This window comes from Streptomyces sp. NBC_01352 (assembly GCF_036237295.1).
Classification (GTDB): domain Bacteria; phylum Actinomycetota; class Actinomycetes; order Streptomycetales; family Streptomycetaceae; genus Streptomyces; species Streptomyces plumbiresistens.
In genome coordinates, this window is sequence record NZ_CP108354.1 from 6,729,391 (window position 1) to 6,753,888 (window position 24,498).

24 protein-coding genes and 2 tRNA genes are annotated in these 24,498 nt (G+C 71.7%); 9 read left to right on the forward strand and 17 right to left on the reverse strand.

Annotated elements, in window-relative coordinates:
* Positions 1-91: 91 nt before the first annotated feature.
* The 3 genes from OG252_RS31350 to OG252_RS31360 all read left to right on the forward strand — a co-directional run bounded on the left by OG252_RS31350 (position 92) and on the right by OG252_RS31360 (position 2,975).
* Entirely contained in the window at positions 92-697 is a 606-nt protein-coding gene (locus OG252_RS31350) for a lytic polysaccharide monooxygenase auxiliary activity family 9 protein (protein WP_266439128.1), read from the forward strand.
* A 118-nt stretch (positions 698-815) separates the two neighbouring features.
* Positions 816-1,277 (forward strand): DUF3592 domain-containing protein, encoded by a 462-nt coding sequence (locus OG252_RS31355; RefSeq protein WP_266439129.1) that lies wholly within the window; start codon positions 816-818, stop codon positions 1,275-1,277.
* 39 nt (positions 1,278-1,316) lie between these two features.
* Positions 1,317-2,975: an AMP-binding protein gene (locus tag OG252_RS31360; protein ID WP_329340296.1), complete on the forward strand. Its 1,659-nt coding sequence runs from the start codon at positions 1,317-1,319 to the stop codon at positions 2,973-2,975.
* A gap of 120 nt (positions 2,976-3,095) precedes the next feature.
* On the opposite strand, the gene OG252_RS31365 is transcribed toward OG252_RS31360, so the two are convergent.
* The 6 genes from OG252_RS31365 to ehuB form a co-directional block, all read right to left on the reverse strand.
* Positions 3,096-3,169, reverse strand: a tRNA-Lys gene (locus tag OG252_RS31365).
* 87 nt (positions 3,170-3,256) lie between these two features.
* Positions 3,257-4,015 carry an IclR family transcriptional regulator gene (locus OG252_RS31370; RefSeq protein WP_329340298.1) on the reverse strand — a complete coding sequence of 253 codons (759 nt, stop codon included), beginning with the start codon at positions 4,013-4,015 and terminating at the stop codon, positions 3,257-3,259.
* 214 nt (positions 4,016-4,229) lie between these two features.
* The gene (ehuA, locus tag OG252_RS31375) at positions 4,230-5,006 is read right to left on the reverse strand and encodes an ectoine/hydroxyectoine ABC transporter ATP-binding protein EhuA (protein ID WP_266448459.1); all 777 of its coding nucleotides are present in this window, start codon (positions 5,004-5,006) and stop codon (positions 4,230-4,232) included.
* Positions 5,007-5,016: 10 nt separating this feature from the next.
* Positions 5,017-5,667 carry an ectoine/hydroxyectoine ABC transporter permease subunit EhuD gene (ehuD, locus tag OG252_RS31380; RefSeq protein ID WP_266439135.1) on the reverse strand — a complete coding sequence of 217 codons (651 nt, stop codon included), beginning with the start codon at positions 5,665-5,667 and terminating at the stop codon, positions 5,017-5,019.
* Positions 5,667-6,386 (reverse strand): ectoine/hydroxyectoine ABC transporter permease subunit EhuC, encoded by a 720-nt coding sequence (gene ehuC, locus OG252_RS31385; RefSeq protein ID WP_329340301.1) that lies wholly within the window; start codon positions 6,384-6,386, stop codon positions 5,667-5,669. Before ehuC ends, ehuD begins: the two co-directional genes overlap by 1 nt.
* Complete coding sequence (gene ehuB / locus OG252_RS31390; protein WP_266439139.1) at positions 6,383-7,288, reverse strand: ectoine/hydroxyectoine ABC transporter substrate-binding protein EhuB; 906 nt, start codon at positions 7,286-7,288, stop codon at positions 6,383-6,385. Before ehuB ends, ehuC begins: the two co-directional genes overlap by 4 nt.
* A gap of 97 nt (positions 7,289-7,385) precedes the next feature.
* Between ehuB and OG252_RS31395 the strand changes: the two genes are divergently transcribed.
* Positions 7,386-7,880 (forward strand): DUF3830 family protein, encoded by a 495-nt coding sequence (locus OG252_RS31395; protein WP_266439141.1) that lies wholly within the window; start codon positions 7,386-7,388, stop codon positions 7,878-7,880.
* On the opposite strand, the gene OG252_RS31400 is transcribed toward OG252_RS31395, so the two are convergent.
* Both OG252_RS31400 and OG252_RS31405 read right to left on the reverse strand, forming a co-directional pair.
* Positions 7,861-9,285 carry an amidase gene (locus tag OG252_RS31400; protein ID WP_329340304.1) on the reverse strand — a complete coding sequence of 475 codons (1,425 nt, stop codon included), beginning with the start codon at positions 9,283-9,285 and terminating at the stop codon, positions 7,861-7,863. The genes OG252_RS31395 and OG252_RS31400 overlap by 20 nt on opposite strands.
* Positions 9,286-9,306: 21 nt before the next feature.
* Positions 9,307-10,266, reverse strand: a complete 960-nt coding sequence (locus OG252_RS31405) for a D-2-hydroxyacid dehydrogenase (RefSeq protein ID WP_329340305.1) — start codon at positions 10,264-10,266, stop codon at positions 9,307-9,309.
* A 186-nt stretch (positions 10,267-10,452) separates the two neighbouring features.
* Between OG252_RS31405 and OG252_RS31410 the strand changes: the two genes are divergently transcribed.
* The 3 genes from OG252_RS31410 (at position 10,453) to OG252_RS31420 (ending at position 13,353) form a co-directional block, all read left to right on the forward strand.
* Positions 10,453-11,307 (forward strand): maleate cis-trans isomerase family protein, encoded by an 855-nt coding sequence (locus tag OG252_RS31410; RefSeq protein WP_266448462.1) that lies wholly within the window; start codon positions 10,453-10,455, stop codon positions 11,305-11,307.
* The gene (locus OG252_RS31415) at positions 11,304-12,035 is read left to right on the forward strand and encodes a maleate cis-trans isomerase family protein (RefSeq protein ID WP_266439147.1); all 732 of its coding nucleotides are present in this window, start codon (positions 11,304-11,306) and stop codon (positions 12,033-12,035) included. Before OG252_RS31410 ends, OG252_RS31415 begins: the two co-directional genes overlap by 4 nt.
* Positions 12,036-12,258: 223 nt before the next feature.
* A complete protein-coding gene (locus tag OG252_RS31420; RefSeq protein WP_266439149.1) occupies positions 12,259-13,353 on the forward strand; it encodes an LLM class flavin-dependent oxidoreductase in 1,095 nt (364 codons plus the stop codon).
* On the opposite strand, the gene OG252_RS31425 is transcribed toward OG252_RS31420, so the two are convergent.
* Entirely contained in the window at positions 13,339-15,162 is a 1,824-nt protein-coding gene (locus tag OG252_RS31425) for a putative bifunctional diguanylate cyclase/phosphodiesterase (protein ID WP_266439151.1), read from the reverse strand. The genes OG252_RS31420 and OG252_RS31425 overlap by 15 nt on opposite strands.
* A gap of 312 nt (positions 15,163-15,474) precedes the next feature.
* Between OG252_RS31425 and OG252_RS31430 the strand changes: the two genes are divergently transcribed.
* Complete coding sequence (locus OG252_RS31430) at positions 15,475-16,737, forward strand: M6 family metalloprotease domain-containing protein (RefSeq protein WP_329340310.1); 1,263 nt, start codon at positions 15,475-15,477, stop codon at positions 16,735-16,737.
* 475 nt (positions 16,738-17,212) lie between these two features.
* Here OG252_RS31430 and OG252_RS31435 read toward each other — a convergent pair.
* The 8 genes from OG252_RS31435 to OG252_RS31470 all read right to left on the reverse strand — a co-directional run bounded on the left by OG252_RS31435 (position 17,213) and on the right by OG252_RS31470 (position 23,688).
* Positions 17,213-17,286 (reverse strand) — tRNA-Lys (locus tag OG252_RS31435).
* Positions 17,277-17,873, reverse strand: a complete 597-nt coding sequence (locus OG252_RS31440; RefSeq protein WP_266439155.1) for a bifunctional DNA primase/polymerase — start codon at positions 17,871-17,873, stop codon at positions 17,277-17,279. The genes OG252_RS31435 and OG252_RS31440 overlap by 10 nt, the downstream gene beginning before the upstream one ends.
* Positions 17,874-18,048: 175 nt before the next feature.
* Positions 18,049-18,414, reverse strand: coding sequence for a hypothetical protein (locus tag OG252_RS31445; protein WP_266439157.1), 366 nt, complete (start codon positions 18,412-18,414; stop codon positions 18,049-18,051).
* 155 nt (positions 18,415-18,569) lie between these two features.
* On the reverse strand, positions 18,570-18,731 hold the full coding sequence (locus OG252_RS31450) for a hypothetical protein (RefSeq protein WP_266439160.1): 162 nt from the start codon (positions 18,729-18,731) through the stop codon (positions 18,570-18,572).
* Positions 18,728-20,059: an AAA domain-containing protein gene (locus tag OG252_RS31455; protein ID WP_266439162.1), complete on the reverse strand. Its 1,332-nt coding sequence runs from the start codon at positions 20,057-20,059 to the stop codon at positions 18,728-18,730. The genes OG252_RS31450 and OG252_RS31455 overlap by 4 nt, the downstream gene beginning before the upstream one ends.
* Entirely contained in the window at positions 20,056-21,654 is a 1,599-nt protein-coding gene (locus OG252_RS31460; RefSeq protein WP_266439165.1) for a hypothetical protein, read from the reverse strand. The genes OG252_RS31455 and OG252_RS31460 overlap by 4 nt, the downstream gene beginning before the upstream one ends.
* Complete coding sequence (locus tag OG252_RS31465; protein ID WP_266439168.1) at positions 21,645-22,784, reverse strand: hypothetical protein; 1,140 nt, start codon at positions 22,782-22,784, stop codon at positions 21,645-21,647. Before OG252_RS31465 ends, OG252_RS31460 begins: the two co-directional genes overlap by 10 nt.
* Complete coding sequence (locus OG252_RS31470) at positions 22,735-23,688, reverse strand: phosphatase PAP2 family protein (protein WP_266439170.1); 954 nt, start codon at positions 23,686-23,688, stop codon at positions 22,735-22,737. The genes OG252_RS31465 and OG252_RS31470 overlap by 50 nt, the downstream gene beginning before the upstream one ends.
* A 208-nt stretch (positions 23,689-23,896) precedes the next feature.
* Between OG252_RS31470 and OG252_RS31475 the strand changes: the two genes are divergently transcribed.
* Positions 23,897-24,493, forward strand: a complete 597-nt coding sequence (locus OG252_RS31475; RefSeq protein WP_266439172.1) for a histidine phosphatase family protein — start codon at positions 23,897-23,899, stop codon at positions 24,491-24,493.
* The last annotated feature ends 5 nt before the right edge of the window (positions 24,494-24,498 follow it).

Sequence of the window (24,498 nt, forward strand, 5' to 3'; positions counted from 1 at the left end):
CACAGTCAACTGTCCGCAATAATCTGGGACTTGGTCTAGACCTACCTGCACAGCTCACTGAAACTCCCCCACGTTCACCAGGAGCGGCAGCATGCGCAAAAAGACCAAGTGGTACGCCGCCGCGCTCGGCCTCACGACGACCGGAGCCCTCGTGCTCTCGTCCGGCGGCGCGAGCGGCCACGGCTACACCGACCTCCCCATCAGCCGTCAGAAGCTCTGCCAGAACGGCACCGTGACCAACTGCGGCAACATCCAGTGGGAGCCGCAGAGCGTCGAGGGTCCCAAGGGCTTCCCCGCGTCCGGACCGGCCGACGGCCGCATCTGTTCCGGGGGCAACACGCCCTTCGCCCAGCTCGACAGCCCGAAGACCCCGTCGGGCGGCGCCTGGCCCACCACGAAGGTGTCGGGCGGTCAGAGCTACACGTTCCGCTGGCAGTTCACGGCCATGCACGCCACGACCGACTTCAAGTACTACGTCACCAAGCCGGGCTGGAACCAGAACCACAACCTGGCCCGCTCGGACCTCAACCTCACCCCGTTCCTGACCGTCCCCTACAACGGCCAGCGACCCCCGTCCACGCTCTCCCACAGCGGCACCCTGCCGTCCGGCCTGAGTGGCCGGCACGTCGTCGTCGCGGTGTGGACGATCGCGGACACGGCGAACGCGTTCTACGCCTGCTCGGACGTCACGTTCTGAGCGCCGCCCGCGGGGGCTGCCGGAAGCTTGAGCACTGCTTGAGACAGTCCGGCACCCCCCGCGGGTAGGTTCCCCACACGCCGCCGAACGTGACGGCGTACGAACATCGGGGGACACCATGGAAGCGTTCTTCTACGTCGTGCCGCTGCTCATGATCGGGATCCTGGGATTCGCCGCGTTCACGGTGGTCCGTCGCGCCCGGGAGGTCAGCAGCGCCTGGAACAGCGGTCTGACGGCCCAGGCGCGCTGTCTGCGGGTGTACACGACGACCAGCGGCGGCGGTGACTCGTCCGTGCGCACGACCCTGCACCACGTCTACGAGTTCGCCACGCGTGAGGGCCGCGTCGTCCGGTTCGACGAGACGGGCGGCCGGGGGACGACCATCGAGGGCGACCTCGTCACCGTGCACTACGCGGCGGACCGCCCGGAGCGGGCCACGGCCAAGGCGCCGGCGCCCGGGAAGCTGGCGGCGGGCACGGGCTGCCTGCTGGCGTTCTTCGGGACGATGGCCCTGTTCTGCCTCGGTTTCATGGTCGCGGCCCACGCGATCTTCGACGTGGCGGACGGATTCACGCCCTAGTCTCCACATCTGACGGTACGTCAACTACCGTGCGCGCTCATGGAGTCCAGTCGGCGGAGCACGGTCGCGGAACTCGTGGCGGCACGGTGGGGCGACCACCGGCCCGGGCTGTGGTGCGGGGAGCGGACCCTCACGCACCACGAGGTGGCGGCGGGCGCGGCGGCCCGTGCGGCGCTGCTGGCCGACCTCCTGCCACCCGAGGCGCACATCGGGGTCCTGCTCGACAACACCCCCGAGTACCCCCTGTGGTTGAGCGCGGCGGCCCTCGCCCGGGTCGCCGTCGCCGGCGTCAACCCCACCCGCCGCGGGCCCGAACTCGCCCGCGACATCCTGCACACCGAGTGCCGCATCCTGGTCACCGAGCGCGCCCACCTGCCACTCCTCACCGGCCTGCGGCTGCCCGGAGTACGCCTCCTGGTGACCGACTCACAGGAGTACGACGACCTGCTCGCCCCCTACGCGGACGCGCGGCCGGACCCCTCCCGGGCCACCCCGGCCGACCGCCTCCTCCTCTACTTCACCTCCGGCTCGACCGGCGCCCCGAAGGCCGCGCTGTGCTCCCAGGGCCGCCTGGCCGCCGCCGGGCGCTCCCTGGCGGACCAGTTCGCCGTCCGCCCGGACGACGTGCACTACGTCTGCATGCCGATGTTCCACGGCAACGCGGTGATCGCCGACTGGGCCCCCGCCCTCGCGGCCGGCGCGGGTGTGGCGCTGCGCCGGCGGTTCTCGGCGTCCGGCTTCCTGGCGGACGTACGGCGCTACCGGGCGACGTACTTCACCTACGTGGGCCGGGCCGTGCAGTACATCCTCGCCACCGAGCCGCGCCCCGACGACCGGGACAACCCGCTGCGGCTGGGCTTCGGCACGGAGGCGGGGGCGGTGGACGCGGCGGCCTTCGAGCGGCGGTTCGGGGTGAGGCTGGTGGAGGGCTACGGGTCGTCGGAGGGCGGCGCGGCGATCCAGTGGGCGCCGGGCACGCCGGCCGGCGCGGTCGGCCCGGCGGCACCAGGACTCGTCGTGCTCGACCCGGACACGCGCGAGGAGTGCCCGCCGGCGGTCTTCGACGCGGCCGGGCGGCTGCTGAACGGAGAGGAGGCCATCGGGGAGCTGGTGAACCGCGGCCCCAGCCCCTTCGAGGGCTACTGGCGCAACCCGGACGCGGACGCGGCACGGCTGCGGGACGACGGCTGGTACTGGACCGGCGACCTCTTCTACCGCGACGCCGACGGCTTCCTCTACTTCGCCGGCCGCACCGACGACCGGCTGCGCGTCGACAGCGAGAACCTGGCCGCCGCGATGATCGAGAACATCCTCGCCCGCTACGAGGGCGCGGTCGCCGTCGCCGTGTACGCCGTACCGGACCCGGTGACCGGGGACCAGGTGATGGCGGCGATCGCCGGGGACTTCGACCCGCGGTCCTTCGCCGAGTTCCTGCTCGCCCAGCCCGACCTGGGGACGAAGATGGCGCCACGGTTCGTGCGCGTGCTGGAGCGGATGCCGGTCACCGCGACGAACAAGATCCACCGGGCGCGGCTCAGGAAGGAGGGGGTCCGGTGCGCCGATCCGGTGTGGTGGCGGCCGCCCGGGGAACAGGCGTACCGAAGGCTGACCTCGGCGGACGCCGAAGGGCCCCTCGTTTCCGCAGGAGGCCTTCGGTCGTCTGTGCGCCGCCGGGGACTCGACCCCGGGACCCGCTGATGCTGTGTCTGTCCGGGGGATGACCCCCGGACCCCCAGCCGCCTGCTGTGGGTCGGCGTTCGGCGTGGGTCATTTCGCGCTGAAGGCCCCCCGCTTCCGCAGGAGGCCTTCAGTCGTTTGTGCGCCGCCAGGGACTCGAACCCCGGACCCGCTGATTAAGAGTCAGCTGCTCTAACCAACTGAGCTAGCGGCGCGTGACTCCCGCCGACCGCTGTTCGCGGCCGACGACACAGAAAATACTACCTGGTCCGCGGGGGTGCTTCCGACCAATGGTCGGTGGTCTAGATCGCCAGGGACAGCAGTACCGGAGCCGCTCCCCGGTTCAGTTTGTCCGCGGCCTGGCGGAGCCGGTGGGCGTGCTCGACCGGCAGGGACAGGGCCAGGCAGCCGACCGAGGAGCCGGCCGTGATCGGGACGGCCGCGCAGACCGTGCCGACGGCGTACTCCTGGAGGTCGAGGTGGGGCACCGTGGGCGGCTGGGTCTCCAGGCGGGAGAGCAGCAGCTTGTCGCTGGTGATGGTGCGCGAGGTGAGGCGGGCCATCTTGTGGCGGGAGAGGTGGTCCCGGCGGCCGTTGTGGTCGAGCTGGCCGAGCAGGCTCTTGCCGAGCGCGGTGGCGTGGGCGGAGTAGCGGAAGTCGACCCACTCGTTGACCGAGGGGGTGGCGGGGCCGTCGGCGTACTGGGCGATGGTGACCTCGCCGTCCACGTACCGGCTGATGTAGACGGCGGCGCCGATCGAGTCGCGCAGCCGGTCGAGGGTGACCTGGAGCCTCTCGCGCAGGGCCTGTTCGCGTTCGTGGGCGGAGCCGAGGCGCCTGAGGGCGGCCCCGGTGACGTACGCCCCGTCGGCGGTCTGTTCGACGTAGCCCTCGCGGCGCAGCATCCTGAGGAGCGTGGTCAGTCGCTCCGGGTTGAGGCCGGTCAGGCGGGCGAGACGGGTGTCGGTGACTCCGGTGGTGTGTCGCGCCACGGTCTCCAGGACGCGCAGGGCGTCCTGGGCCGAGTGGTACGGCGCGGTCGGCTCGTGCATCAGCGCCACGGTGTTCCCCCTGCGCTCACTCTTACAACTGGGCCGTAATCCGGACAGCGAAGCTCTTCCACGATAACGGGCAAGAGGCTTGTAGTGAGCGGTTGTTGACGAGATTACGTAGGTATCGCAGCCCTCTCAACAGGGGGACTGGCACTCTGGCATATGCCAACGTCATGACCCGTCCCCCGGACCTCGGGTGTTGAACTACGTTCACCTCTTGTAGTCACAGGACCGCGCTGAGAAATTCTCGCGTCCGGTCGTGCTCCGGCTCGCTGAAGATCTTCTCCGGCGCTCCCGACTCGATGACCCGGCCGGAGTCGAACATCAGGACCTGGTCGGAGATGTCCCGGGCGAAGTTCATCTCGTGGGTCACACAGAGCATCGTGATGTCGGTGGTGCGGGCGATGTTCCGCAGCACGTCCAGAACGCCCGCGACCAGCTCCGGGTCCAGCGCGGAGGTCACCTCGTCGAGGAGCAGTACCTGCGGCCGCATCGCCAGCGCCCGGGCGATCGCCACCCGCTGCTGCTGGCCGCCGGACAACTGGCTCGGGCGGGCGTCGGCCTTGTCGGCGAGGCCCACCAGGTCGAGCAGGTCGCGGGCGCGCTCCTCCGCCTCGTCCTTGGACATCCCGAGGACGGTGACGGGCGCCTCGGTGATGTTCCGCAGAGCCGTCATGTTCGGGAACAGGTTGAACTGCTGGAACACCATCCCGATCTTCTTGCGGACCTCGCGGACCTGCTTCTCGGGCGCCGGGAAGAGCTGCTGCCCGTCGACGGTGATCGTGCCCTCGTCGGGCTTCGTCAGCGTCATCAGCAGCCGCAGGATCGTGGTCTTGCCGGAACCCGACGGGCCGATCAGGGTGACGTGCTTGCCCGCGTTGACGGAGAAGTCGAGGTGGTCCAGGACGGTGTTGTCCCCGAACCGCTTGGTGACCTGCTCCAGACGGATCAGCTCGCTGCCGTCCACCGGCGGGTTGGCGTTGGCGTCGGGCTCTTTCATCAGGGGGGCGTCAGTGGACAAGACGTCGCTCCAGTGCTCGCAGGAGAAGGGAGGCCAGATAGGAAATGAGGATGAAGGCCACGCCGATCACGGTCAGCGGCTCGGTGAACTGGAAGTGCTCCTGGGAGTAGAGCCGCGCCTGGCTGAGCATCTCCAGCACGCTGATCACCATCAGCATCGGCGTGTCCTTGAGCATCGCGATGACGTAGTTGCCGAGCGCCGGCACGACGCGGCGGATCGCCTGCGGCAGGATCACCACCCGCCAGGTCCGGGCCATCGGCAGGTTCAGCGCCGTGGCCGCCTCCCACTGGCCGGGCGGCACGGCCTCGATGCCGGCGCGGTAGACCTGCATCGTGTACGTCGAGTAGTGCAGCCCGATCCCGATCACGCCGGTGGCCAGCGCCGACAGGGTCACGCCCCACTCCGGCAGCACGTAGTAGAGGAAGAACAGCTGGACCAGCAGCGGGGTGTTGCGCACGAACTCCGTGACCACACCGACCGGCCAGCGCACCCAGCGCGACGGCGTGCGCATCAACAGCGCCCACACCAGGCCCAGTACGAAGGAGATGACCGATCCCAGCGCCAGCGCCTGCAGGGTGACCAGCAGGCCGTCCCAGAACTGCGGCATGAAGTCGCTCACGGCGCTCCAGTCCCACTTCATCAGGAACCACCCCCGGCCACGCCGACCCCGGTACCGACGGGGGCGGCCTCCGCCACGACCTTGCGTTCGGGCTTCTTGCCGACGCCCGCCTTCAACTTCTTCTCCAGCCCACGCATCACACGGGTGAGCAGGAAGGCGATCACGAAATAGATCACCAGCAGATACGAGTAGATCTCCGCGCTCTCCTGCAGGGCGAGGCGCACCAGATTGCCGCTGAAGGCCAGGTCACCCATGCCCATCACCGACACCAGGGCGGTGCCCTTGAGCAGTTCGATCAGCAGGTTGGAGAACGGCGGGATCATCTCCGGCACCGCCTGCGGCAGCATGATCAGCCGCATCCGCTGCCAGGGCGTGAAGCTGAGCGCGATCCCGCCCTCCTGCTGCGCCGGGTCGACGGCCTTCAGGGCGCCGCGCACGATCTCCGAGCCGTACGCCCCGTAGGTCAGCCCCAGCGCGAGCGTGCCCGCCCACATCGGGACCAGCTGCCAGCCGAAGGCGATCGGCAGCACGAAGAACACCCAGAAGATCATGACCAGCGCGGAGGTCCCGCGGAACACCTCGGTGTAGAGGCCCGCGAGGAAGCGGACGATCCACAGCCGGTGGGTGCGGGCGACGCCGGCGACGAAGGCCACGGCCGCGGCGAGCAGTGAGCTGAAGACGAGGAGCTGGACGGTGGTCCATATCCCCTTGAATACGAGTTCCCAGAGTCCCGAGGTCATCCGCCGCACAGCTCCTTCGCGGTGAGGTCGGTCATCTCGGCCTCCGTGAAGCCGAACGGCCGCAGGATCCGGAACAACTCCCCACTCTTCTTCAGCTTTCGCAGTTCGACGTTGAAGGCGTCCCGCAGATTGGTCTCGGTGGGCCGGAAGGCGAAGGCGCCCCCGTCCACATGCGGCTTCCCGTCGACCAGCGGCGCGAAGGCCTTGGTGGCCTCGGCCTTGCCGGACTTCTTCACCACCTCGCGGGTGGTGAGCGCGGTCCCGGCGAAGACGTCGACCCGCCCCGCCTCCACGGCGTTCAGCCCGGCCACCTGGTCCGGCACGATCAGGATGTCGCTCTCCTTGTACCCCGCGTCGACGGCGTACTGGATCTCCGCGTACCCGGTGCCGGTGGCGAACCTGGCCCTCTTCTCGACGACGTCCTTGTAGTTGTGCAGCCCCTTCGGGTTGCCCTTGCGCACGATGAACGAATCGAGCATCTGGTAGTCGGGGTCGGCGAAGATGACCTGCTCGCAACGCTCGGGATTGACGTACATCCCGGCCGCGACGACGTCGAACTGCTGCGAGTTCAGACCCGGAATGAGCGAGCCGAACTCCGTCGGCACGGGCTGCACCTTGTCGACCCCGAGCCGTTTGAAGATCACCCGCGCGAGCTCGGGCGCCTCGCCGGTCATCTCGCCGTTCGTGTCGATGTACCCGAAGGGGATCTCACCGGCTATCCCCAGCCGTACGACACCGGCCGCCTTCAGCCGGTCGAGGAGTTCACCGCCCTCCGTGCTCGACGCGGTGGCCACGCGTGAGCACCCGGCGGCGCCCAGCGCGCCGACCGCCGCTACCCCCGCGAGCAGCGACCGGCGCGTGGGCCCGGACGTGTGTGTGCCATGTTCCAGTGGTGGAGCCATGGCGGCGCGGCTACCCGAGAGCATGCGAGTTATGCAGGTCGGTTTCGGCCCCGATCTTCGACGAGGCGCTCTTGACCGGCAGGGGACCATGGAACGCATGGCTGACCGCTACATCGAAGTCTCGCTGGTCAAGCGCGGTATCACCGCCACGGCAAAGCTCCTCGACGACCGCGCGCCGATCACCTGCGCGGCCGTCTGGGACGCCCTGCCGCTGGCCGGCGACGTCTACCACGCGAAGTACGCACGCAACGAGATCTACGCCCTTTTCCCGCCTTTCGCCCAATCCGAGCCACCGCTGGAAAACCCGACAGTCACCCCCATCCCCGGCGATCTCTGCTATTTCTCCTTCGCCGGAGCGGAACTGGGCACACAGTCCTACGGCTACGACCGCGAGGTGCGCCCCGGCACGACGGTCGTCGACCTCGCCCTCTTCTACGAACGCAACAACCTGCTGCTCAACGGTGATGTGGGATGGGTGCCGGGCATCGTCTGGGGCCAGATCGTGGAGGGATTGGACGAACTGGCCCAGGGATGCAACGACCTGTGGCGGGCCGGGGCGCTGGGGGAGTCGCTCAGCTTCCGGAGGGCATGAGGGAGAGGGCCGTATCGGCCACCCCGGCCTCGTACAGCGCATGTGCCGCCCGCAGGACCAGGTCGTCCCGGTGCCGGGCCGCCACCAGTTGGAGCCCGACCGGCAGCCCGTCGCCGTCCGTGCCCACCGGTACGGTCGCCGCCGGCTGCTGGGTCAGGTTGAAGGGGTACGTGAAGGGTGTCCAGCCCGTCCAGCGGCGGTGGCCCGAGCCCTTCGGGACCTCGACGCCCGCCTCGAAGGCCGTGATCGGGAGGGTGGGGGTGACCAGCAGGTCGTAGGTGTCGTGGAAGTGGCCCATGCGGCGGCCGAGTTCCATACGGACGTCCACCGCGGCCAGGTAGTCGAGGGCGGTGAGGCGGGCGCCCTGGGCGCAGATCTCCTGGAGGCCGGGGTCGAGCAGCTCCCGCTGATGCGGGCCGAGAGGCTGGGTCACCCGGGCCGCGCCGCTGAACCACAGGGTGTGGAAGGCGTCCACCGGGTCGGTGAAGTCGGGGTCGGCCTCCGTGACGTACGCGCCGAGTTCCGCGAGGCGTTCCACCGCCCGCCGGACCGCCGCCGCGACCGCCGGCTGGACGGCGACCTGGCCGCCGAGGGAGGGCGAGTACGCGACGCGCAGGCCACGCACCCCGCCCGCGAGGCCCGCCGCGAAGGAGCCGGGCGGCGAGGCGAGGGCCGACCAGTCGCGGGAGTCCGGGGTGCCGATGACGTCGAGGAGTAGCGCCGCGTCCGCCGCGTCGCGGGTCATGGGCCCCACGTGGGCGAGGGTGCCGAAGGCGCTCGCGGGGTAGAGCGGGACACGGCCGTACGTCGGCTTCAGCGCGAAGATCCCGCAGAAGGCCGCCGGGATACGGACGCTGCCACCGCCGTCCGTGCCGAGGGCCAGCGGTCCCGCGCCCAGCGCCACGGCCGCCGCCGCGCCGCCGCTGGAGCCGCCCGCGGTGCGGGTCGGGTCGTGCGGGTTGCGGGTGACGCCGGACTGGGGTGAGTCCGTCACGCCCTTCCAGCCGAACTCGGGGGTCGTCGTCTTGCCGACGAAGACCGCGCCGTGCTCGCGCAGACGGGCGACGGACGGAGCGTCCTCCTCCCAGCGGCCCTGCTCGGAGATGGTTTTGGAACCCTTGCGGGTCGGTGCCCCGCGCAGCAGCAGGATGTCCTTCACCGTGACCGGCACGCCGTCCAGCAGACCGGCCGGCTCGCCGCGCCGCCACCGGTCGGCCGACGCCGCCGCCTGCACGAGCGCCTCGTCGGCGGTCAGCCGTACGAACGCGTTCACCTCCGGCTGGATCCGCTCGGCCCGTGCCAGGGTCGCTCGGGTCACGTCGACGGGGCTGAACTCGCCCTTGCGGTAACCGTCGAGGAGTTGTATGGCAGTCAGTCCGGTGAGATCGAGGTCCTGCTCCGTCATGCGCTCTCCAGCCGTGGGAGTTCAGCGTCCGGGGACGTAGCCCCGCTTCTTGTCGACCACGTTCGTCAGTGGTCTGCCCGCCTCCCAGCTCTCGTACAACTCCACGAACTGCGCGCCGAGTTCGTCCCGCCAGCCGACCGTGTCACCGCTCATGTGCGGGGACACGATCAGGTTCGGAACCTGCCACAACGGACTGTCCGGGGTGAGGGGTTCGTGCTCGAAGACGTCCAGGGCCGCGCCCGCGATCCACCGCTTGGCCAGCGCCTCGGCGAGCGCGTCCTCGACGACCAGCTGCCCCCGGCCCACGTTGACGAACCGCGCGGAGGGCTGCATCACGCCGAATCGGCGGGCGTCGAACATGCCGGACGTCTGCTCCGTCAGCGGCGCCGCCGCGATCACCCAGTCGGCGCGGGCCATCAGCCGGTCCAGCTCCTCGGGGCCATGGACACCGGTACGCGGGGTGCGCCCGACGAGCGCCGTGGTGATGCCGAGCGCCTTGAGGGTGGCGACGATCGCCCGCCCGATGGGCCCGGACCCGACGACGCACGCGCGCGTGCCGGCGACCCGCTGCGACTCGCGGTGCCGCCAGGTCCGCTCCCGCTGGAGGTCCCACGTCCGGGGCAGGTCCTTGGCCATCGCCAGGACCAGCGCGGCGACGTACTCGGCGATCGGCTGGTCGAAGACACCCCGGGCGTTGGTCACCACGGTGTCGGCCTCGGCCAGTTCCGGACACATCAGGTGGTCCACGCCCGCACTCGCCGTGTGCACCCAGCGCGGCCGCGGCCCCTCGCCCGGCCAGGCCGAGCGCACCGCGTGCGAGGTGAAGTCCCAGACCAGCAGGACATCGGCCGACGGCAGCCGCTCGGCCAGCGTCGACGCGTCCGCGTGCTCGATCCGGGCCCGGCCGGTCAGCCTGCCGAGGCGGGGGAGCGGGTCGGCGTCGAGGACCAAGAGCGTCGGAGGGGATTCGGAAGCGGTCATTCGGCGAGCCGTTTCTCGGACGGTCACGGCCGTCCGACATGGGCGGACATGAGAGGTTGACCGGGGCGTGACCTGGGCGTCACGAGGGCGGATTGACCACGCTCGCACCCGAACCTACCTTCGTCAACACGGGCATGTGCACGGTCCGTTCCCCTCCCGCTTCCCACAGTGAGGCCGGTGTCTGCCATGGACGTCACTTTTCTCGGTGGTCCCCGCCCCCAGCGCGGCGTCGGTGTCGTCGCCCCCTTCGACTTCGCCCTCGACCGCGAACTGTGGCGCTGGGTGCCCGACGAGGTCTCCCTCCATCTGACCCGCACGCCGTACGTGCCCGTCGAGGTCAGCCTCGACCTGGCCCGGCTGGTCAGCGAGCACGAGACCCTGCACGACGCGGTCCGCACCCTCACCGCCATCGCCCCCGAGGTCGTCGCCTACGCCTGCACCTCCGGCAGCTTCGTCGGCGGGATCGCCGGGGAACGCGCGATGTGCTGTGCGATGACCCAGGCGGGCGACCTGCCCTCGGTGACGACGTCCGGCGCGCTGCTGGAGGCGCTGGCCGAACTCGACGTACGGCGGGTGGCGCTGGTGACGCCCTACACGGTGTCCGTCACCCAGGCCCTCGAGGAGTACGTGGCGGAGGCGGGCGTCGTCGTCACCGGGTGCGCGTACATGGGTCTGACCAGGCACATCTGGAAGGTGCCGTACCGGGACGTGGCGGAGATGGCGCGCCGGGCGGTGGACGGCGGCGCCGAGGCGCTGTTCATCAGCTGCACCAACCTGCCGACGTACGACGTGATCCCCCAACTGGAGGCGGAGCTGCGCATCCCGGTGATCTCGGCCAACCAAGTGACGATGTGGGCGGCGCTGCGCCGACTGGGTACCCGAGCCGTGGGGCCGTACCAGGCGCTGATCGATCCGGCGGCGCGACAGTCCGGTCCCGTACTGCCCGACGTGCCGGCCCTGCCGGCCTTGCCGGAAGCGCAGGCGCTGCCGGACGTACCGGGACTGCCGGACGAAGAACAGCAGCAGGAAGGGTGGACATGACAGCACTGGGGTTCCTCTATCCGGGCCATTCGGCCGAGGACGACTACCCGCGCATCGAACAGCTGCTGGGCAGCGACGTCCGGCTGGACCTCGTGCACACCGACATCGGCGAGGACGCCCACCGGGTCGACGCCCTGCTCGAGATGGGCTCGGCGGGGCGGCTCGCGGCCGGCGTCGAGGAACTGCGCATGGCGGGCGCCGAGTCGGTGGTCTGGGCGTGCACCAGCGGCAGCTTCGTCTACGGCTGGGAGGGCGCCCACGACCAGGTCCGCGCCCTTGCCCTGACGGCGGGCATGCCGGCCTCCTCCACGTCCTTCGCCTTCGTGCACGCGGCCCGGGAGATCGGCGCGAAGCGGGTCGCGGTCGGCGCGACCTACCCCGACGACGTGGCCGGTCTGTTCGCGGAGTTCCTGCGGGCCGCGGGCATCGAGGTGGTCGGGGTCCGCCCGTCCGGGATCATCACGGCGGCGGAGGTCGGGACGTGGGGTGAGGCGGAGGTGTTCGCGCTGGCCCGAGAGGCGGACGACGGGTCGGCGGACGCCCTGCTGCTCCCCGACACGGCGCTGCACACCGCGGCCCACATCCCGACCCTGGAGAAGGAACTCGGCAAGCCGGTACTGACGGCGAACCAGGTCACGGTGTGGGAGGCGCTGCGCCTGACGGACCGGCGGGTGAACGCACCGGCGCTGGGGGCGCTGTTCACGCGTGAGCCGATCGTGCAGGCCTGACCCCTCGCCGTACCAGGGGGCTCCGCCCCCTGGACCCCCGACTTTGTGGCACACCTCTCGACCCACCGAGACGGGTGGTGGGTGGGCAAAGGCCCGGGGGTCTGGGGGCGGAGCCCCCAGCACACGCCGCCCGCACCAACACCGGGCACCCGGGAATAAGCGGGGACTGCCTCCTGTTAACCCCCGGAGGACAGCGCACGGCCCACAACAGGAGGCACCCACCGTGACCGCAACGGCAGACGAGACCCGGGGAACACCGCACGGCACCGCCCCCGCCCCCCTCTCCGTACTGGACCTGGTCACCGTAGGCGCAGGCCGCACCGCCACCGACGCCCTCCGCACGAGCGTCGACATCGCCCGCCTCGCGGAGTCCCGCGGCTACCACCGCTACTGGGTCGCCGAACACCACTCCATGCCGGGCGTGGCGTCGAGCTCCCCCGCCGTGATCCTCGCCCACCTCGCCGCCCACACCACCCGCATCCGCCTCGGCTCGGGCGGCGTGATGCTCCCCAACCACGCCCCGCTGGTGATCGCGGAGCAGTTCGGCACGCTGGAGGCCATGGCCCCCGGCCGCGTGGACCTCGGCCTCGGCCGAGCCCCCGGCACGGACGGCGCCACCGCCGCCGCCCTGCGCCGCACCGACCGCCTGAACGAAGGCGCCGACGACTTCCCCCAGCAGCTCGCCGAGCTGATCCGCTTCCTGGACGACGACTTCCCGGACGGCCACCCCTACAGCCGTATCCACGCCGTACCCGGCCCGATCCAGGCCACCTCCCCCGGCGGCGTCCAGTCCCCGCACCGCCCGCCCGTCTGGCTGCTCGGATCCTCCGGCTTCAGCGCCCGCCTGGCCGGCTCCCTCGGCCTGCCCTTCGCCTTCGCGCACCACTTCTCGGCGCAGAACACCGTCCCGGCCCTCGACCTGTACCGGGAGTCGTTCCGGCCCTCCGCCGTCCTCGACGAGCCGTACGCCCTCATCGGCGTCTCCGCCCTCGCCACCGACGACGAGAACGAGGCCCGCCGCCAGGTCCGCGCCGCCGCCCTCAACATGGTCCGCCTGCGCACCGGCCGCCCCGGCCTCGTCCCCAGCCCGGAAGAGGCCGAGGCGTACCCGTTCAGCCAGATGGAGCAGGAGTTCATCGACTCCTGGAACGCCAACGTCATCCACGGCACGGCGGACGAGGTCCGCTCCGGCCTCGACGACCTCCACAAGCGCACCGGCGCCGACGAGCTGATGATCACGTCCCACGCGCATGCCGGAGACCTGCGCCTGCGCTCGTACGAACTGATCGCGGACGCGTACGGACTACCGAACGACTAGGCCCAGCAATCCGGAGATACGATCCGGCGGCACCGGCCGCGAGTACAGCCACCCCTGGCCGGTGTCGCACCCGATCCGCCGCAACCGGGCCGCCTGCGCCGACGTCTCCACGCACTCCGCGGTGACGGTCAGGCCGAGCCGGTGGGCGAGCTGGATCATCGCCTCGACGACGACCTCGTCGGCCGGGTTCGGCGGGACGCCTTCCCCTTCGTACTGGAAGCCCCGTACGAAGGACCCGTCCAGCTTCAGCACGGACACCGGCAGCCGGCTCAGGTACGCCAGGTTCGAGTAGCCGGTGCCGAAGTCGTCGATCGCGATGCCCACGCCCATGTCGCTGAGCGCCTGGAGGGCCTGCAGCGGGCGTCCCGCCGAGCCCATCACCGCCGACTCCGTGAGCTCGAGCTGCAACAGCTGCGGCTCCAGGCCCGTCTCCGCCAGGATCTCCGCCACGTCCGCGACCAGATCCGAGTCCCAGACCTGACGCACCGCCACGTTCACGCTGACGAAGATCGGCGGCTCGTCGGGGTGGTCCAGCTGCCATTGCCGGGCCTGTCGGCAGGCCGTGGCCAGAACCCAGCGGCCGAGCTGCACGATCGAGCCGTCCTCCTCGGCCAGTCCGATGAACCGATTCGGCGTCAGCATGCCGAACTGCGGATGATTCCAGCGGACCAGGGCCTCGACGCCCCGCAGCCGGCCGTCCTCCATGCACACCAGCGGCTGGTACTCCAGCACGAACTCGTCGCGCTCGATGGCCGGGCGGAGCGTGGAGGCGAGGGCCTGGCGGGTCATGCGGTGGGCGTTGCGCTCCGGGTCGAAGAGGGTCCAGCGGGCTTTGCCGTCGGCCTTCGCCCAGTACAGCGTGGTGTCGGCGGCCTGCATCAGACCGGTCGCGCTGGTCCCCGCCGCCTGCCGTTCCACCACGCCGATCGAGGCAGACACCGACATCCGCTGCCCCGAGAGGTCGAAGGGGGCCTGGACCGCCTCCAGTACGGCCTCGGCGAGATCGGCGAGCTGCTCGGTGCCGGTGGAGTCCTCGACGAGCAGGGCGAACTCGTCACCGCCGAGCCGCGCGACCAGCGGCGCGCTCGCCCGGCCGTAGCCCGCCTCGTCGGCGCAGCGCGTGAGGCGTTCGGCGACGGCGGCCAGCAGGCGGTCGCCGACCCGGTGGCCGAGGGTGTCGTTGACGGCCTTGAAGCCGTCCAGGTCGAGGTAGCACAGCCCGATCCGGCCGGTGCCGCTCTGCTCGTACGACTCCGCCTCCAGCGCGGCCGAAAGACGTTCGAAGAACAGGGCGCGGTTGGGCAGCCGGGTCACCGGGTCGTGCATCTGCAAGTGCCGCAGCCGCGCCTGGAGTTCACGCCGGGCGCTGATGTCGGCGACCGACAGCAGGACCCCGGGCTCGTTCTCCGCGAGGGGAGCGACGGTGACCTGCACCCACAGGGAGTTCCCGTCGTGATGCTTGAGCCGGCGCGTGCAGCGCAGTTTCGCCTGGCGGCCGCGGAGCACCTCGCGGTACGCGTGCCAGGTGCGGGCGTCCGAGGCCAGGTCCACCAGGTCGGCGGCGACCCGGCCGGTCAGCGATTCGGTGCCGGCGCCGAGCAGGGCGTCGAACGCGTCGTTGGCGCAGACGACCAGCCCTTCGCGGTCGACGACGGCCATCGCGAGCGGCGCGGACGTGAACACCGAACGGTAGGTCACCGCATCGCAGGGCGGGGTTTCCCCACCGGGAGACGTGCGGACATCACTCTCTGTTACGGCTGACCCGTCGAGGTCTGCCGTGGCCGTCGGCCCTTCGGACGTTCCGCTCACCGCTTGCTCCCGCAGTGCACTCGATCGCTGTCCGCCAGGAAAGTGTGCCGATCATAGAGGCTGGCCCCAGGCCCTTCCAGCCAGTGTCCAGTGTCCCGGAAGGACAGGGCTTTCTGACAGATCGTTTCTGCACGCGTCTGGACGGGTCTTTCAGGCGCCTGACCAGTTGTGACGTTCCGTGAGCGATCCGGGGGTGTCGATTCTGACCCTCCTTCGGCTCTCTCACTCATCTGGTGCAGGCAAACAGGGCGTAGTACGACAAACGGCAGCAATCTGGGTGCGGTGTCCCGTGAACCGCACCCGGAGGTCCCTGTGCCGCGTCCGTTCCCGCGCCCCCGACTGCGCAGTACCGCGGCCGTGTTCACCACGTTGTCGGCGCTCGTCGCGACCTCCCTCGTGACCGGCCCCTCGGTCGCCGAACCGTTGGCGGCGACCCCGTGCGCCCTCCAGCGCACCGAGGCCCACCACTCCGAGGGCCTGGACACCTGGAACGCCGCCTATCCGCGCCCGGCCCGCTCGCTGAACGCGGTGATGGTCTTCCTGTCCTTCCCGGACTCGGTCCCGCTGACCACCACCGCCGAGCTGACCGCCGACCACTTCCCGGCGACCAGCCGCTTCTTCGAGCGCGCTTCCTACGGCAGGTTCACCCTGCGCCCGCACCCGCTCGGGCACTGGATCCGGATGCCGAAGCCCTCGACGGCGTACGCCATACAGCGCGACTGGAACGCCGCCCACCGCGCCGCCTACCTGCGCGACGCGCTGGCCGCCGCCGACGGGCAGGTCGACTTCTCGCGCCACGACATCGTGTACTTCGTCGCCGATCCGGACGCGCCCGGCGTGGACTCCGACGCGACGAAGGTCGTCAACCTCGACACTCCGCTGCGGGCCGACGGCGCGGACATCCGGCGGGTCGTCACGGTGTTCGAGCAGCATCCTCCGGACCGGTTGGTCCTGGCCCACGAGACCGGGCACGTCTTCGACCTGCCGGACCTCTACCACCGTCCGGTGGACGGCAAGGGCGACTGGGACACCTATGTCGGGGACTGGGACCTGATGGGCAGCCAGTTCGCGCTGGCGCCGGACCTGTTCGGCTGGCACAAGTGGAAGCTCGGCTGGCTGCGGCCCCGGCAGGTGGCGTGTGTGCAGGGCACCGGGCCGACCCGGCTGACCCTGGAGCCGCTCGGCGCGGGCCCGGGCGTCCCCGTCGTGGGTGCCGCCGGGGCGCCGGCCTTCGGGCTCGGCCACGGCACCAAGCTCGCGGTCGTGCGCACCGGGACCGACAGCGCGCTCGCCTTCGAGGCGCGCGGGCCGGTCGGCAACGACGCGGACGTGTGCCGGCCGGGCATCCTCGTCTACCGGGTGCGCAGCGGCGCCGCGTCCGGCGGCGGACCGGTCGAGGTGATCGACGCCCACCCGCACAGCGAGGCCTGCTGGGAGACCTCCGTCTACCCGCCCCTCGCGGACGCCCCGGTCGGCGTCGGCGAGAGCTTCACGGTGCCGGACGAGGACGTACGGCTGGAGGTGGAGGGACGGACGGTTTCGGGGGCCTGGACGGTGAAGATCACGACCGGATAGGCGGACCGCTGCTCTTGGATGAGGCACGCGAAAGGCCCTCGCTCGCGCGAGAGGCCTTTCCGTGTCTGTGCGCCGCCGGGGGCTCGAACCCCGGACCTCCAGCCGCCTTCTGCGGGCGGTGGGTGGTTCGTTTCGCACCGAAGGCCTCCCGCTTTCGCAGGAGGCCTTCGGTTGTCTGTGCGCCGCCAGGGACTCGAACCCCGGACCCGCTGATGCTGTGTCTGTCCGGGGGGTGCCCCCCGGGCCCCCAGCCGCCTGCTGTGGGTCGGCGGGTGGTTCGTCTCGCACTGAAGGCCCCCTGCTCTCGCAGGAGGCCTTCGGTTGTCTGTGCGCCGCCAGGGACTCGAACCCCGGACCCGCTGATGCTGTGTCTGTCCGGGGGATGACCCCCGGGCCCCCAGCCGCCTTCGGGGCGGCGGGTGGTTCGTTTCGCACCGAAGGCCTCCCGCTTTCGCAGGAGGCCTTCGGTTGTCTGTGCGCCGCCAGGGACTCGAACCCCGGACCCGCTGATTAAGAGTCAGCTGCTCTAACCAACTGAGCTAGCGGCGCCTGCTGACGTCGTAGACCTTAGCATCCTGTTCGGCCGGGGGAAAAATCGATATCCGCACGGCCGCGCGGGCCGCCCGTACGGCCGCCCAGAGCAGCACCTCGGGGCCCGGCAGCCAGGGGTGACGGGTGTCCGGGGCGACCAGCCAGCGGCAGCCGGACGGAGTGCCGGAGCCGGCGGCGCCCATCGGTGCGGGGACGGTCACCGCGTCGCCGGTGCCGTGGCACAGCAGCGGCGGAATGGCCTTCGTACGCCCGAACTCCTCCCAGTGCAGCAGCGCGGGCAGCCGCTGTGCCGTGCCGGGCGCGGCGAACAGCAGCATCCGGCCCCGGAACGCCGCGACCGGCCCCGACCCCGGGCCCTCGTCCCACAGCCGGTCGAGCATCCGGCGCCCGAAGATCGCGGGCGCGCCGACGACGTCGAAGGCGGTGCCGCAGGGAAGGACGACCGGGGCGTCGGGGCGCTCGTCCCAGAGCGCGAGGGTGCTGCGCGGATACGCTCCCGCCGAGGCGAGCCAGGCGGCTCCGTCCGGGGTGACCCCCGAGACGTCGAAGCGGTCGGAGACGGTCTCTTCGCGTGTGCTGCTCATGCCGTCAACATCTACCGGCGGTGAGCGTGCCCTCTCCGAGGGTTGCCGAAAACCGGGACGTGACGGGGTGAGAGGGAGTATCTTGCCCGCCTGGCATATGCCGCGCAGCGTATGCGGTTCACATGACTCCCACTGCTCTCACGTCGGCCCAGGTGGCTCACCGGACTCACGCGACTCACACCGGGTCGGCGTGCCCCGGACCCTCGGCGCCTCGCAGCAGATCCCGGCCGAACTCGACCATCTTCTTCGCGTAGTCCTCGGTCCACTCGGCGCGGGCCGCGATGTCCGCCGGCGTCAGCCGGTCGAAGCGGCGCGGGTCGGCCAGCTGGGCCGCCGCCATCGCCTGGAACTCCACGGCACGGTCGGTCGCCGCACGGAACGCGTGGGTCAGCTCCGTGGCACGGGTGAGCAGGGCGCGGGGGTCGTCGATCGACTCCAGATCGAAGAAGTGCTCCGGGTCCTCGGCGACCTGCGCGGGCTCGAAGAGCAAGGGCGCGGGGCGTAGCCGCGGTTCGTTCCGACGCGGCGTGGGCTCCGCCATGTCTTCTCCTCCTCGTACGTCACGGATGACCCGTCGGTGAGTGGGCCACCGTCCATTGTCCCGCGCCCGCGCAAGAGGGCCGGATGCCTCCGGATGCGGCCCGGGTCACTCCGGCGATTCAAGGTCGCCGGGCTGCCCGATGTTCCCCGAGCCGGTCACGGTCGCCAGGCCACTTTGTGCTCGGCCAGGTGTGCCAGCACCGCGTGGTTCGCCTCCCAGCCGTCCGGGCTGTATTCATCGGCCGCCTCCGGCGGCGTGCCGGACTCCGTCCGGCGACATGGCGGCGTGGCGGTCGGCGGCGTCGTTGTGCCGATCACGGTCGCCAGGCCACTTTGTGTTCGGCCAGGTGTGCCAGCACCGCGTGGTTCGCCTCCCAGCCGTCCGGGAACTTCACCAGCGTTCCCAGCTGGACCGGTTCCGTCGACGGGTAGTCGTCGAGCAGGTCGGTGACGCCGGCGCGGCACACCACGATGCACGCGTGCCGGTGGCGGGAGGCCAGGACGCACAGGCGGCCCGTCTCCAGGTGGAACGCGGTGGCGTCGGGGCGGCCGGAGAGCGGGTGGAGGACGACCGTGACGTCGTACTCGCGGCCCTGGAGACGGTTCGCGGTGTCGACGGTCACGTCCGGGACGCCCAGGTCGGCCAGGGCCGCGCGGACCGCCGCGGCCTGGTCCCGGTGTGCCGTGCCCACGGCGATCCGGTCGGCGGTCAGGGGCGTGGGGTCGGGGGAGCGCTCGGAGGTGGCCGCGCCGCCCCGGTCGAGCAGGCGTCGGACGACCGCCGCCACGGCCCGCACCGCCTCGGGGTCCGTCCGCGGGGTGTGCCGCGCGGGCAGCTCCAGCAGGCCCCAGCCGGATTCCGCCGCCTCGTCGATCACCCGGTCGGGGCCGGAGCCGTCCGACGGGACCGCGAGGGTGAGTCGCCGGTCGCCGTGGCCGGTGCCGCTGCGGAACGGTGTGTACGGGTAGAAGGCGTCGGAGACCAGGGGCGCGGCCGACGCCGGGAGCCGCCAGGACACCGGCAGGCGGTGCTGCGGCAGCTCGGGGTTGTGCGCGAGGAGGGTCGTCACGGCGGAGCCGGAGGGGTCGTACGACAGGCCTGCCCACTGCTCGCTGCCCACGATCGCGAACGGGTCCAGCTGGCCCGGGTCGCCCACGAACAGCGCCCGCTCGAAGAGCCCGGCCACGGCGAGCAGCGCGTCCGAGCGCATCTGGTAGGCCTCGTCGACGATGGCGTGCCGCCATGGCTCGTCGACCTTGACGTGCCCCCACTTGGCGGCCGTCGAGATCACGACCGCGAGCCCGGTGAGGTCGCCCGCCTTGGCCGACTTCCGTACGTTCGGCAGGTCGTAGAGCGCCTTGTCGTACGGGTCGGCGTCGCTGCTGTGCAGCCGGCCCACCGGCAGGTCGGGGTTCTTCTCGGCGAGCCTCAGCACGAGGTCGTCGACCTGGGCGTTGGTCTGCGCCACCACCATCAACGGGCGCCCCGCGTCGGCCAGTTCCAGCGCCGCGCGCACGACGAGCGTCGACTTGCCGGCACCGGGCGGGGAGTCGACGACGACACCGCGCGCCGAGCCGTGCAGGGTGTCGTGGAGGATCGCCTCCGTGGCGCGGGAAGCCTCGGCGCCGGGATCGAAGGCGGTCACAACACGTCCTCCTCGGTCACGGGGTCGGAGACTTCCGGCACGGCGGCCGCCTCGCCCGGCGGTCCGCCGTGCGTCCACGGCGTGTCCTCCGGGTCGGGCAGCTTGGCGCCGCCGCGCTGCTCGTGCTCGAACAGCGTGAAGCAGACCGGGTCGCCCTTCTCGGGCACGGACCCCACCTCGGGCTCCTTGCCGCGGCCCATCTTGTCGACGATCCGCAGGACCACCAGGGCACCCTCGTCCTCGTATCCCACGAACTCGGCCGCCTGCGGCTTCCCGCCAAGAGAGCGGTACACCTTCACCCGCTCCCCGAGGTGCGGCCGGTCGTCCGTCCGTACGGTCACCAACGGGCGCGGGCTCGGGCGTTTGCCCTCGCTGTACGTCATGACGACGTCCGTGACCTCGCCCGCGAACGCCTCGCCGGACAGCCGCCGGCCCGCCATCACCAGCGGGTCGTCCAGGGCTTCCTGCGCCTCGAGCCGGGCCTGCTCGCGCTCGCGCGCGGCGAGCTTGTTCGCAGCGGTGACCGCGTCGTCGCGGCGCGGCTGCGGGGGCTCGCCGGCCAGCACGCGGTCGCGGTGGCCGGTGAACGACCAGCGGTCGCGGGTCCACCGCTCCTCGACGTGCGCGCCCTCGGGCAGCTCCCGCAGCAGCTCCAGGCCACGCCACACCGCGTCCCAGGTGGGGCGGGTCCGGCTCGCCACCAGGGCGCGGATCTCCTGCTCGGCGGCGGTGAGGATGCCCAGCCGGTCGTCGGCCTGCAGGCCGTCCTCGGCGGCGGCGAGGGCGAGGCGGGCGCGGTCGTAGCGCTCGAGGGCGGGGGCGAGGAGCTTGTTGTCGAAGGCCGGGTCGGTGGCCGGGCCGGCCGGCGGACACAGCAGCTGGCCCTGGGTGTCCCGGCGCAGCTCGGCCCGGAGGGCGGCCTCGGCGCCGGACAGGCCGTCCGGCGGGTCGATCCAGGCGAGCAGCGCGCCGAGGTGCTGGTCCTCCAGGGTGGACTGGCCGGTCGCCCAGTGCCGGGCCAGGACATCGGTCATGGCCAGCAGCAGCGAGGAGCCGGGCACCCGGGCGCGCTCCCCGAAGTGGGTCAGCCAGCGGCCCAGCAACGGCAGCCGGGGCGGGGCGGGGTACGGCGTCTCCGGGTCCTGTTCCGCCGTACGCCGGAAGCGCATGGAGCGCCCCAGCAGCCGTACGAACTCGACGCCCGCGCGGCTCGGCACGATCAGCTGCGGGGCGTCCGTGCACAGCTCGACCTCGACCTTGACCCGCTTGCCGGTCTCCGGGTCGGTCTCGGTGCGCTCGGCGGCCTCGACGGACCCGGCGTACGCGTCGAGGTGGGGCAGGACGATGTCGGCCAGCTCCGCCAGGAACGCGAACCTGAGGTCACGGTCGCGCGGCTGCGGTACGACCAGCAGGTGCGGGGCGTCCCGGTCGGTCCCCACCAGCGCGCCGAGCGGGGCCCCGGCCTCGCCTGCGGTGGTGAGCGGCACGAGGACCAGGGGGTGCTCGGACAGCCGCCGGTGCCGGACGGTGGCGGCGGGCTGGGCGCGGCCGGTGCTGACGGCTTCGAGCCGGGCGAGGGTGGAGATCAGCGACATGCGGCCACTCCCCGGCCGAGGGCCTCTGCCCGCAGCTCGGCGGCCCTTCTGAGGGCCGCCACCGCCGGATCGTCCGGGTCGCCCAGCTCCCCGCGGGCCGCGGCCAGGACGTCCTCGACGGTCGTCAGGCCGCCGAGTTCGGCGCGCACCGAGCGGCCCAGCGAGGTCACCGCGCCGTCCGTGCGGGAGCGGTCGCGGCAGTGGAAGGCCAGCTCGCAGGCGGACAGGCACTCGGGCGCGTAGGTCGCCGGGACCGCCTCGACGGCCTCCGTCAGCTCGTCGGCGGGCAGCGCGGGGGAGAAGCAGGTGCCTTCGGGGAGGGCGTCGGCGATGTCCTGGACGCGGGTGAGGCGGGCCAGCTGGCGGGCGGTCACCGCGCGCTGCTTGCGGATGTCCACGGCGGACGCGGTGGCGAGGTTGGAGAAGTCCTTCGGGCAGACCAGGAGGACGTGGTGCCGCACCCGTGGGGACGGGCCTCCTTCATGGGCGAGCCGGGCAGCCACTTCCTCCAGTGCCAGCACGTACACCGCGGCCTGCCGGGCGGCGGCGCCCACCTTCGCCGGGTCGGCCGAGCCGTCCAGCATCGGGAACGACTTGATCTCCACGACCGTCCAGCCGCCGTCCGGGTGCACGACCACCGCGTCCGGCTCCAGGAAGGCGGGCGAACCGGCGACGTCGAGCGCGAGCATCGGGTGGTCGAGGAGTGTCCAGCCGCCGGCCGCGGTGGCGTCGCGCAGGGCCAGGGCCGTACGGGCGGTGCGGCCCTCGGGGCCGATCGCGGTGAGGTCGGGCACCTCGGCGTCCGACGGCGGCTCGGCCTTACGGTCCAGCTTCTCGTGCACCAGCCGCAGCAGCTCCGCGCCGCCGTCCGCCTTGACCCGCGACTCGAACGCGTTGCCCCGCGTGAGCGCGAACTGCGACTGGCCGAAGGCCGACGGCGAACCCAGCGCGTCCGCCAGCGCCGCCTTGTCCACCCCGGCGCCGTCCAGGATCGCCCGCCGCTTGCAGCCGGGGTTGGCGGCGAGGGCCGCAAGGGCGCGCGCGTCCAGCGCCTTGGCCGGTACCTCGGGACCGCGCAGCTCAGCGAGCCGGTGCCGCAGCCCCGTCTCCCGCGTCCTTGGGAGAGGCACTCGGCTCGGCTCCGCCTGCGAACTGTGACTCGCGCTGCCGTGGAATGTGCTCACTCGCGGAAGTCTGGCATCCGTCACTGACAATTGAGGCGGATGCGCCGGGAGAGACCGCCGCGATCCCCGCGAACCGGACCCGCATCGGCTCCATGACCCGGCCCCCGTAGCGCATGACGTACGGCGCGAGCAGCAGCCCGGCCCCCATCACGGCCGCCCCCGCGACCGCGTCGAGGAAGTAGTGGTTCGCGGTGCCCATCACCACGATAGTGGTCACCAGCGGATAGCCGACACCGGCGACCTTCGCGGTACGCGTCCCGCCGTACTTCCACAGCATCACACCGCACCACACCGCCCAGCCCACGTGCAGGCTCGGCATGGCCGCGTACTGGTTCGTCATACCGCCCAGACCCCGCGGGGCGCTCGCCTCGCCGCCCCACCAGCCGTACGAGCTGTACTGGGCCATCGTGTCGACGAAGCCGTAGCCGGGGGAGAGCAGTCGGGGCGGGCAGGTCGGGAGCAGGGTGAAGCCGATCAGGCCGATGAAGGTGGACGTCATCAGCCAGGTGCGGGCCAGGCGGTAGTGCACGGCACGGGACCTGAACAGCCAGACCAGGATCACGGGCGTGACCATGTAGTGCAGCGACGCGTACCAGAAGTCGGCCGGGACACCGATCCACGCCTCGCTCGTGAAGAGCCGGTTGAGCGGATGCTCGGCGTTGATGTGCAGGACCTTCTCGACGCGCAGGATCGCCAGACCGTGGTCGACGGCACTGGTGACGTCGCCCCGGGCGAGGAGCCGGCCGGCGGAGTAGCAGGCGTACACCAGCACGATCAGTGGCAGCTCGGTCCACCAGCGCAGCCGGGGTCGCGGGGCCGCCTCGATGCCCGGTGTCTCGGTCTGCGGCATCCGATCGCCCTCCCCCTTCACGTCGCGCCCGTCCGGTGGTCCTGGTCCGGTCGTGTCACTTTACGGCGCATGCGCGCGCCTCCGTGGCACGCCCCCGGCCCTCAAAGACGCAGAGATCGCCCGCCGGGTTGCCCTCGGGCGGACCCTGGTACAGCGTGCGCGATGATGGAGGTGCCCCGCCTCTCATTTCTCCCGGAAGGGTCTCTTCATGGCACCGCGCATCCTGCTGGCCCGGCACGGACAGACGGAGTGGTCGCTGTCCGGCAAGCACACCGGCAGGACCGACGTACCGCTCCTCGAAGAGGGCCGGCGCGGCGCCAAACTGCTCGGCGAGCGCCTGCACCGGGCGCCGTTGGACGGTCTCGCCGGGGCCGAGGTGCGCACCAGCCCGCTGGTACGCGCGCGTGAGACGTGCGAACTCGCCGGTTTCGGCGAGCGCGCGAGCACCTGGGACACGCTCATGGAGTGGGACTACGGCTCCTACGAGGGGATGACCCCGCAGGAGATCCAGGACGTCCGGCCCGGCTGGCTCATCTGGCGCGACGGCGTGCCCCAGGGCGAGTCGCTCGCCGAGGTGACGGCCCGCGCCGACGAGGTCGTCGCCTGGGCGCGGGCGGCGGACCGGGACGTGCTGATCTTCGCGCACGGGCACATACTCCGGTCCATCGGTGCGAGGTGGCTGGGGCTGCCGATCGACTTCGCGGCGAGGATCAGGCTCAATCCGACCTCCTTGTCGGTGCTCGGCTGGGCTTACGGGGAGCCGGCGATCGAGAGCTGGAACGACGTGGGGCACCTCGCGGCGTAGTGCCG

What these genes read in the sequence shown, in the direction of transcription:
- ehuC (WP_329340301.1), bottom strand. Translation starts at nt 6,386, where the DNA reads ATGACCTCGGGACTCTGGGAACTCGTATTCAAGGGGATATGGACCACC.
- ehuD (WP_266439135.1), bottom strand. Translation starts at nt 5,667, where the DNA reads ATGAAGTGGGACTGGAGCGCCGTGAGCGACTTCATGCCGCAGTTCTGG.
- OG252_RS31405 (WP_329340305.1), bottom strand. Translation starts at nt 10,266, where the DNA reads ATGACCGCTTCCGAATCCCCTCCGACGCTCTTGGTCCTCGACGCCGAC.
- ehuB (WP_266439139.1), bottom strand. Translation starts at nt 7,288, where the DNA reads ATGGCTCCACCACTGGAACATGGCACACACACGTCCGGGCCCACGCGC.
- OG252_RS31360 (WP_329340296.1), top strand. Translation starts at nt 1,317, where the DNA reads ATGGAGTCCAGTCGGCGGAGCACGGTCGCGGAACTCGTGGCGGCACGG.
- OG252_RS31415 (WP_266439147.1), top strand. Translation starts at nt 11,304, where the DNA reads ATGACAGCACTGGGGTTCCTCTATCCGGGCCATTCGGCCGAGGACGAC.
- OG252_RS31470 (WP_266439170.1), bottom strand. Translation starts at nt 23,688, where the DNA reads ATGCCGCAGACCGAGACACCGGGCATCGAGGCGGCCCCGCGACCCCGG.
- OG252_RS31355 (WP_266439129.1), top strand. Translation starts at nt 816, where the DNA reads ATGGAAGCGTTCTTCTACGTCGTGCCGCTGCTCATGATCGGGATCCTG.
- OG252_RS31350 (WP_266439128.1), top strand. Translation starts at nt 92, where the DNA reads ATGCGCAAAAAGACCAAGTGGTACGCCGCCGCGCTCGGCCTCACGACG.
- OG252_RS31395 (WP_266439141.1), top strand. Translation starts at nt 7,386, where the DNA reads ATGGCTGACCGCTACATCGAAGTCTCGCTGGTCAAGCGCGGTATCACC.
- OG252_RS31440 (WP_266439155.1), bottom strand. Translation starts at nt 17,873, where the DNA reads ATGAGCAGCACACGCGAAGAGACCGTCTCCGACCGCTTCGACGTCTCG.
- ehuA (WP_266448459.1), bottom strand. Translation starts at nt 5,006, where the DNA reads ATGAAAGAGCCCGACGCCAACGCCAACCCGCCGGTGGACGGCAGCGAG.
- OG252_RS31445 (WP_266439157.1), bottom strand. Translation starts at nt 18,414, where the DNA reads ATGGCGGAGCCCACGCCGCGTCGGAACGAACCGCGGCTACGCCCCGCG.
- OG252_RS31410 (WP_266448462.1), top strand. Translation starts at nt 10,453, where the DNA reads ATGGACGTCACTTTTCTCGGTGGTCCCCGCCCCCAGCGCGGCGTCGGT.
- OG252_RS31475 (WP_266439172.1), top strand. Translation starts at nt 23,897, where the DNA reads ATGGCACCGCGCATCCTGCTGGCCCGGCACGGACAGACGGAGTGGTCG.
- OG252_RS31460 (WP_266439165.1), bottom strand. Translation starts at nt 21,654, where the DNA reads ATGTCGCTGATCTCCACCCTCGCCCGGCTCGAAGCCGTCAGCACCGGC.
- OG252_RS31400 (WP_329340304.1), bottom strand. Translation starts at nt 9,285, where the DNA reads ATGACGGAGCAGGACCTCGATCTCACCGGACTGACTGCCATACAACTC.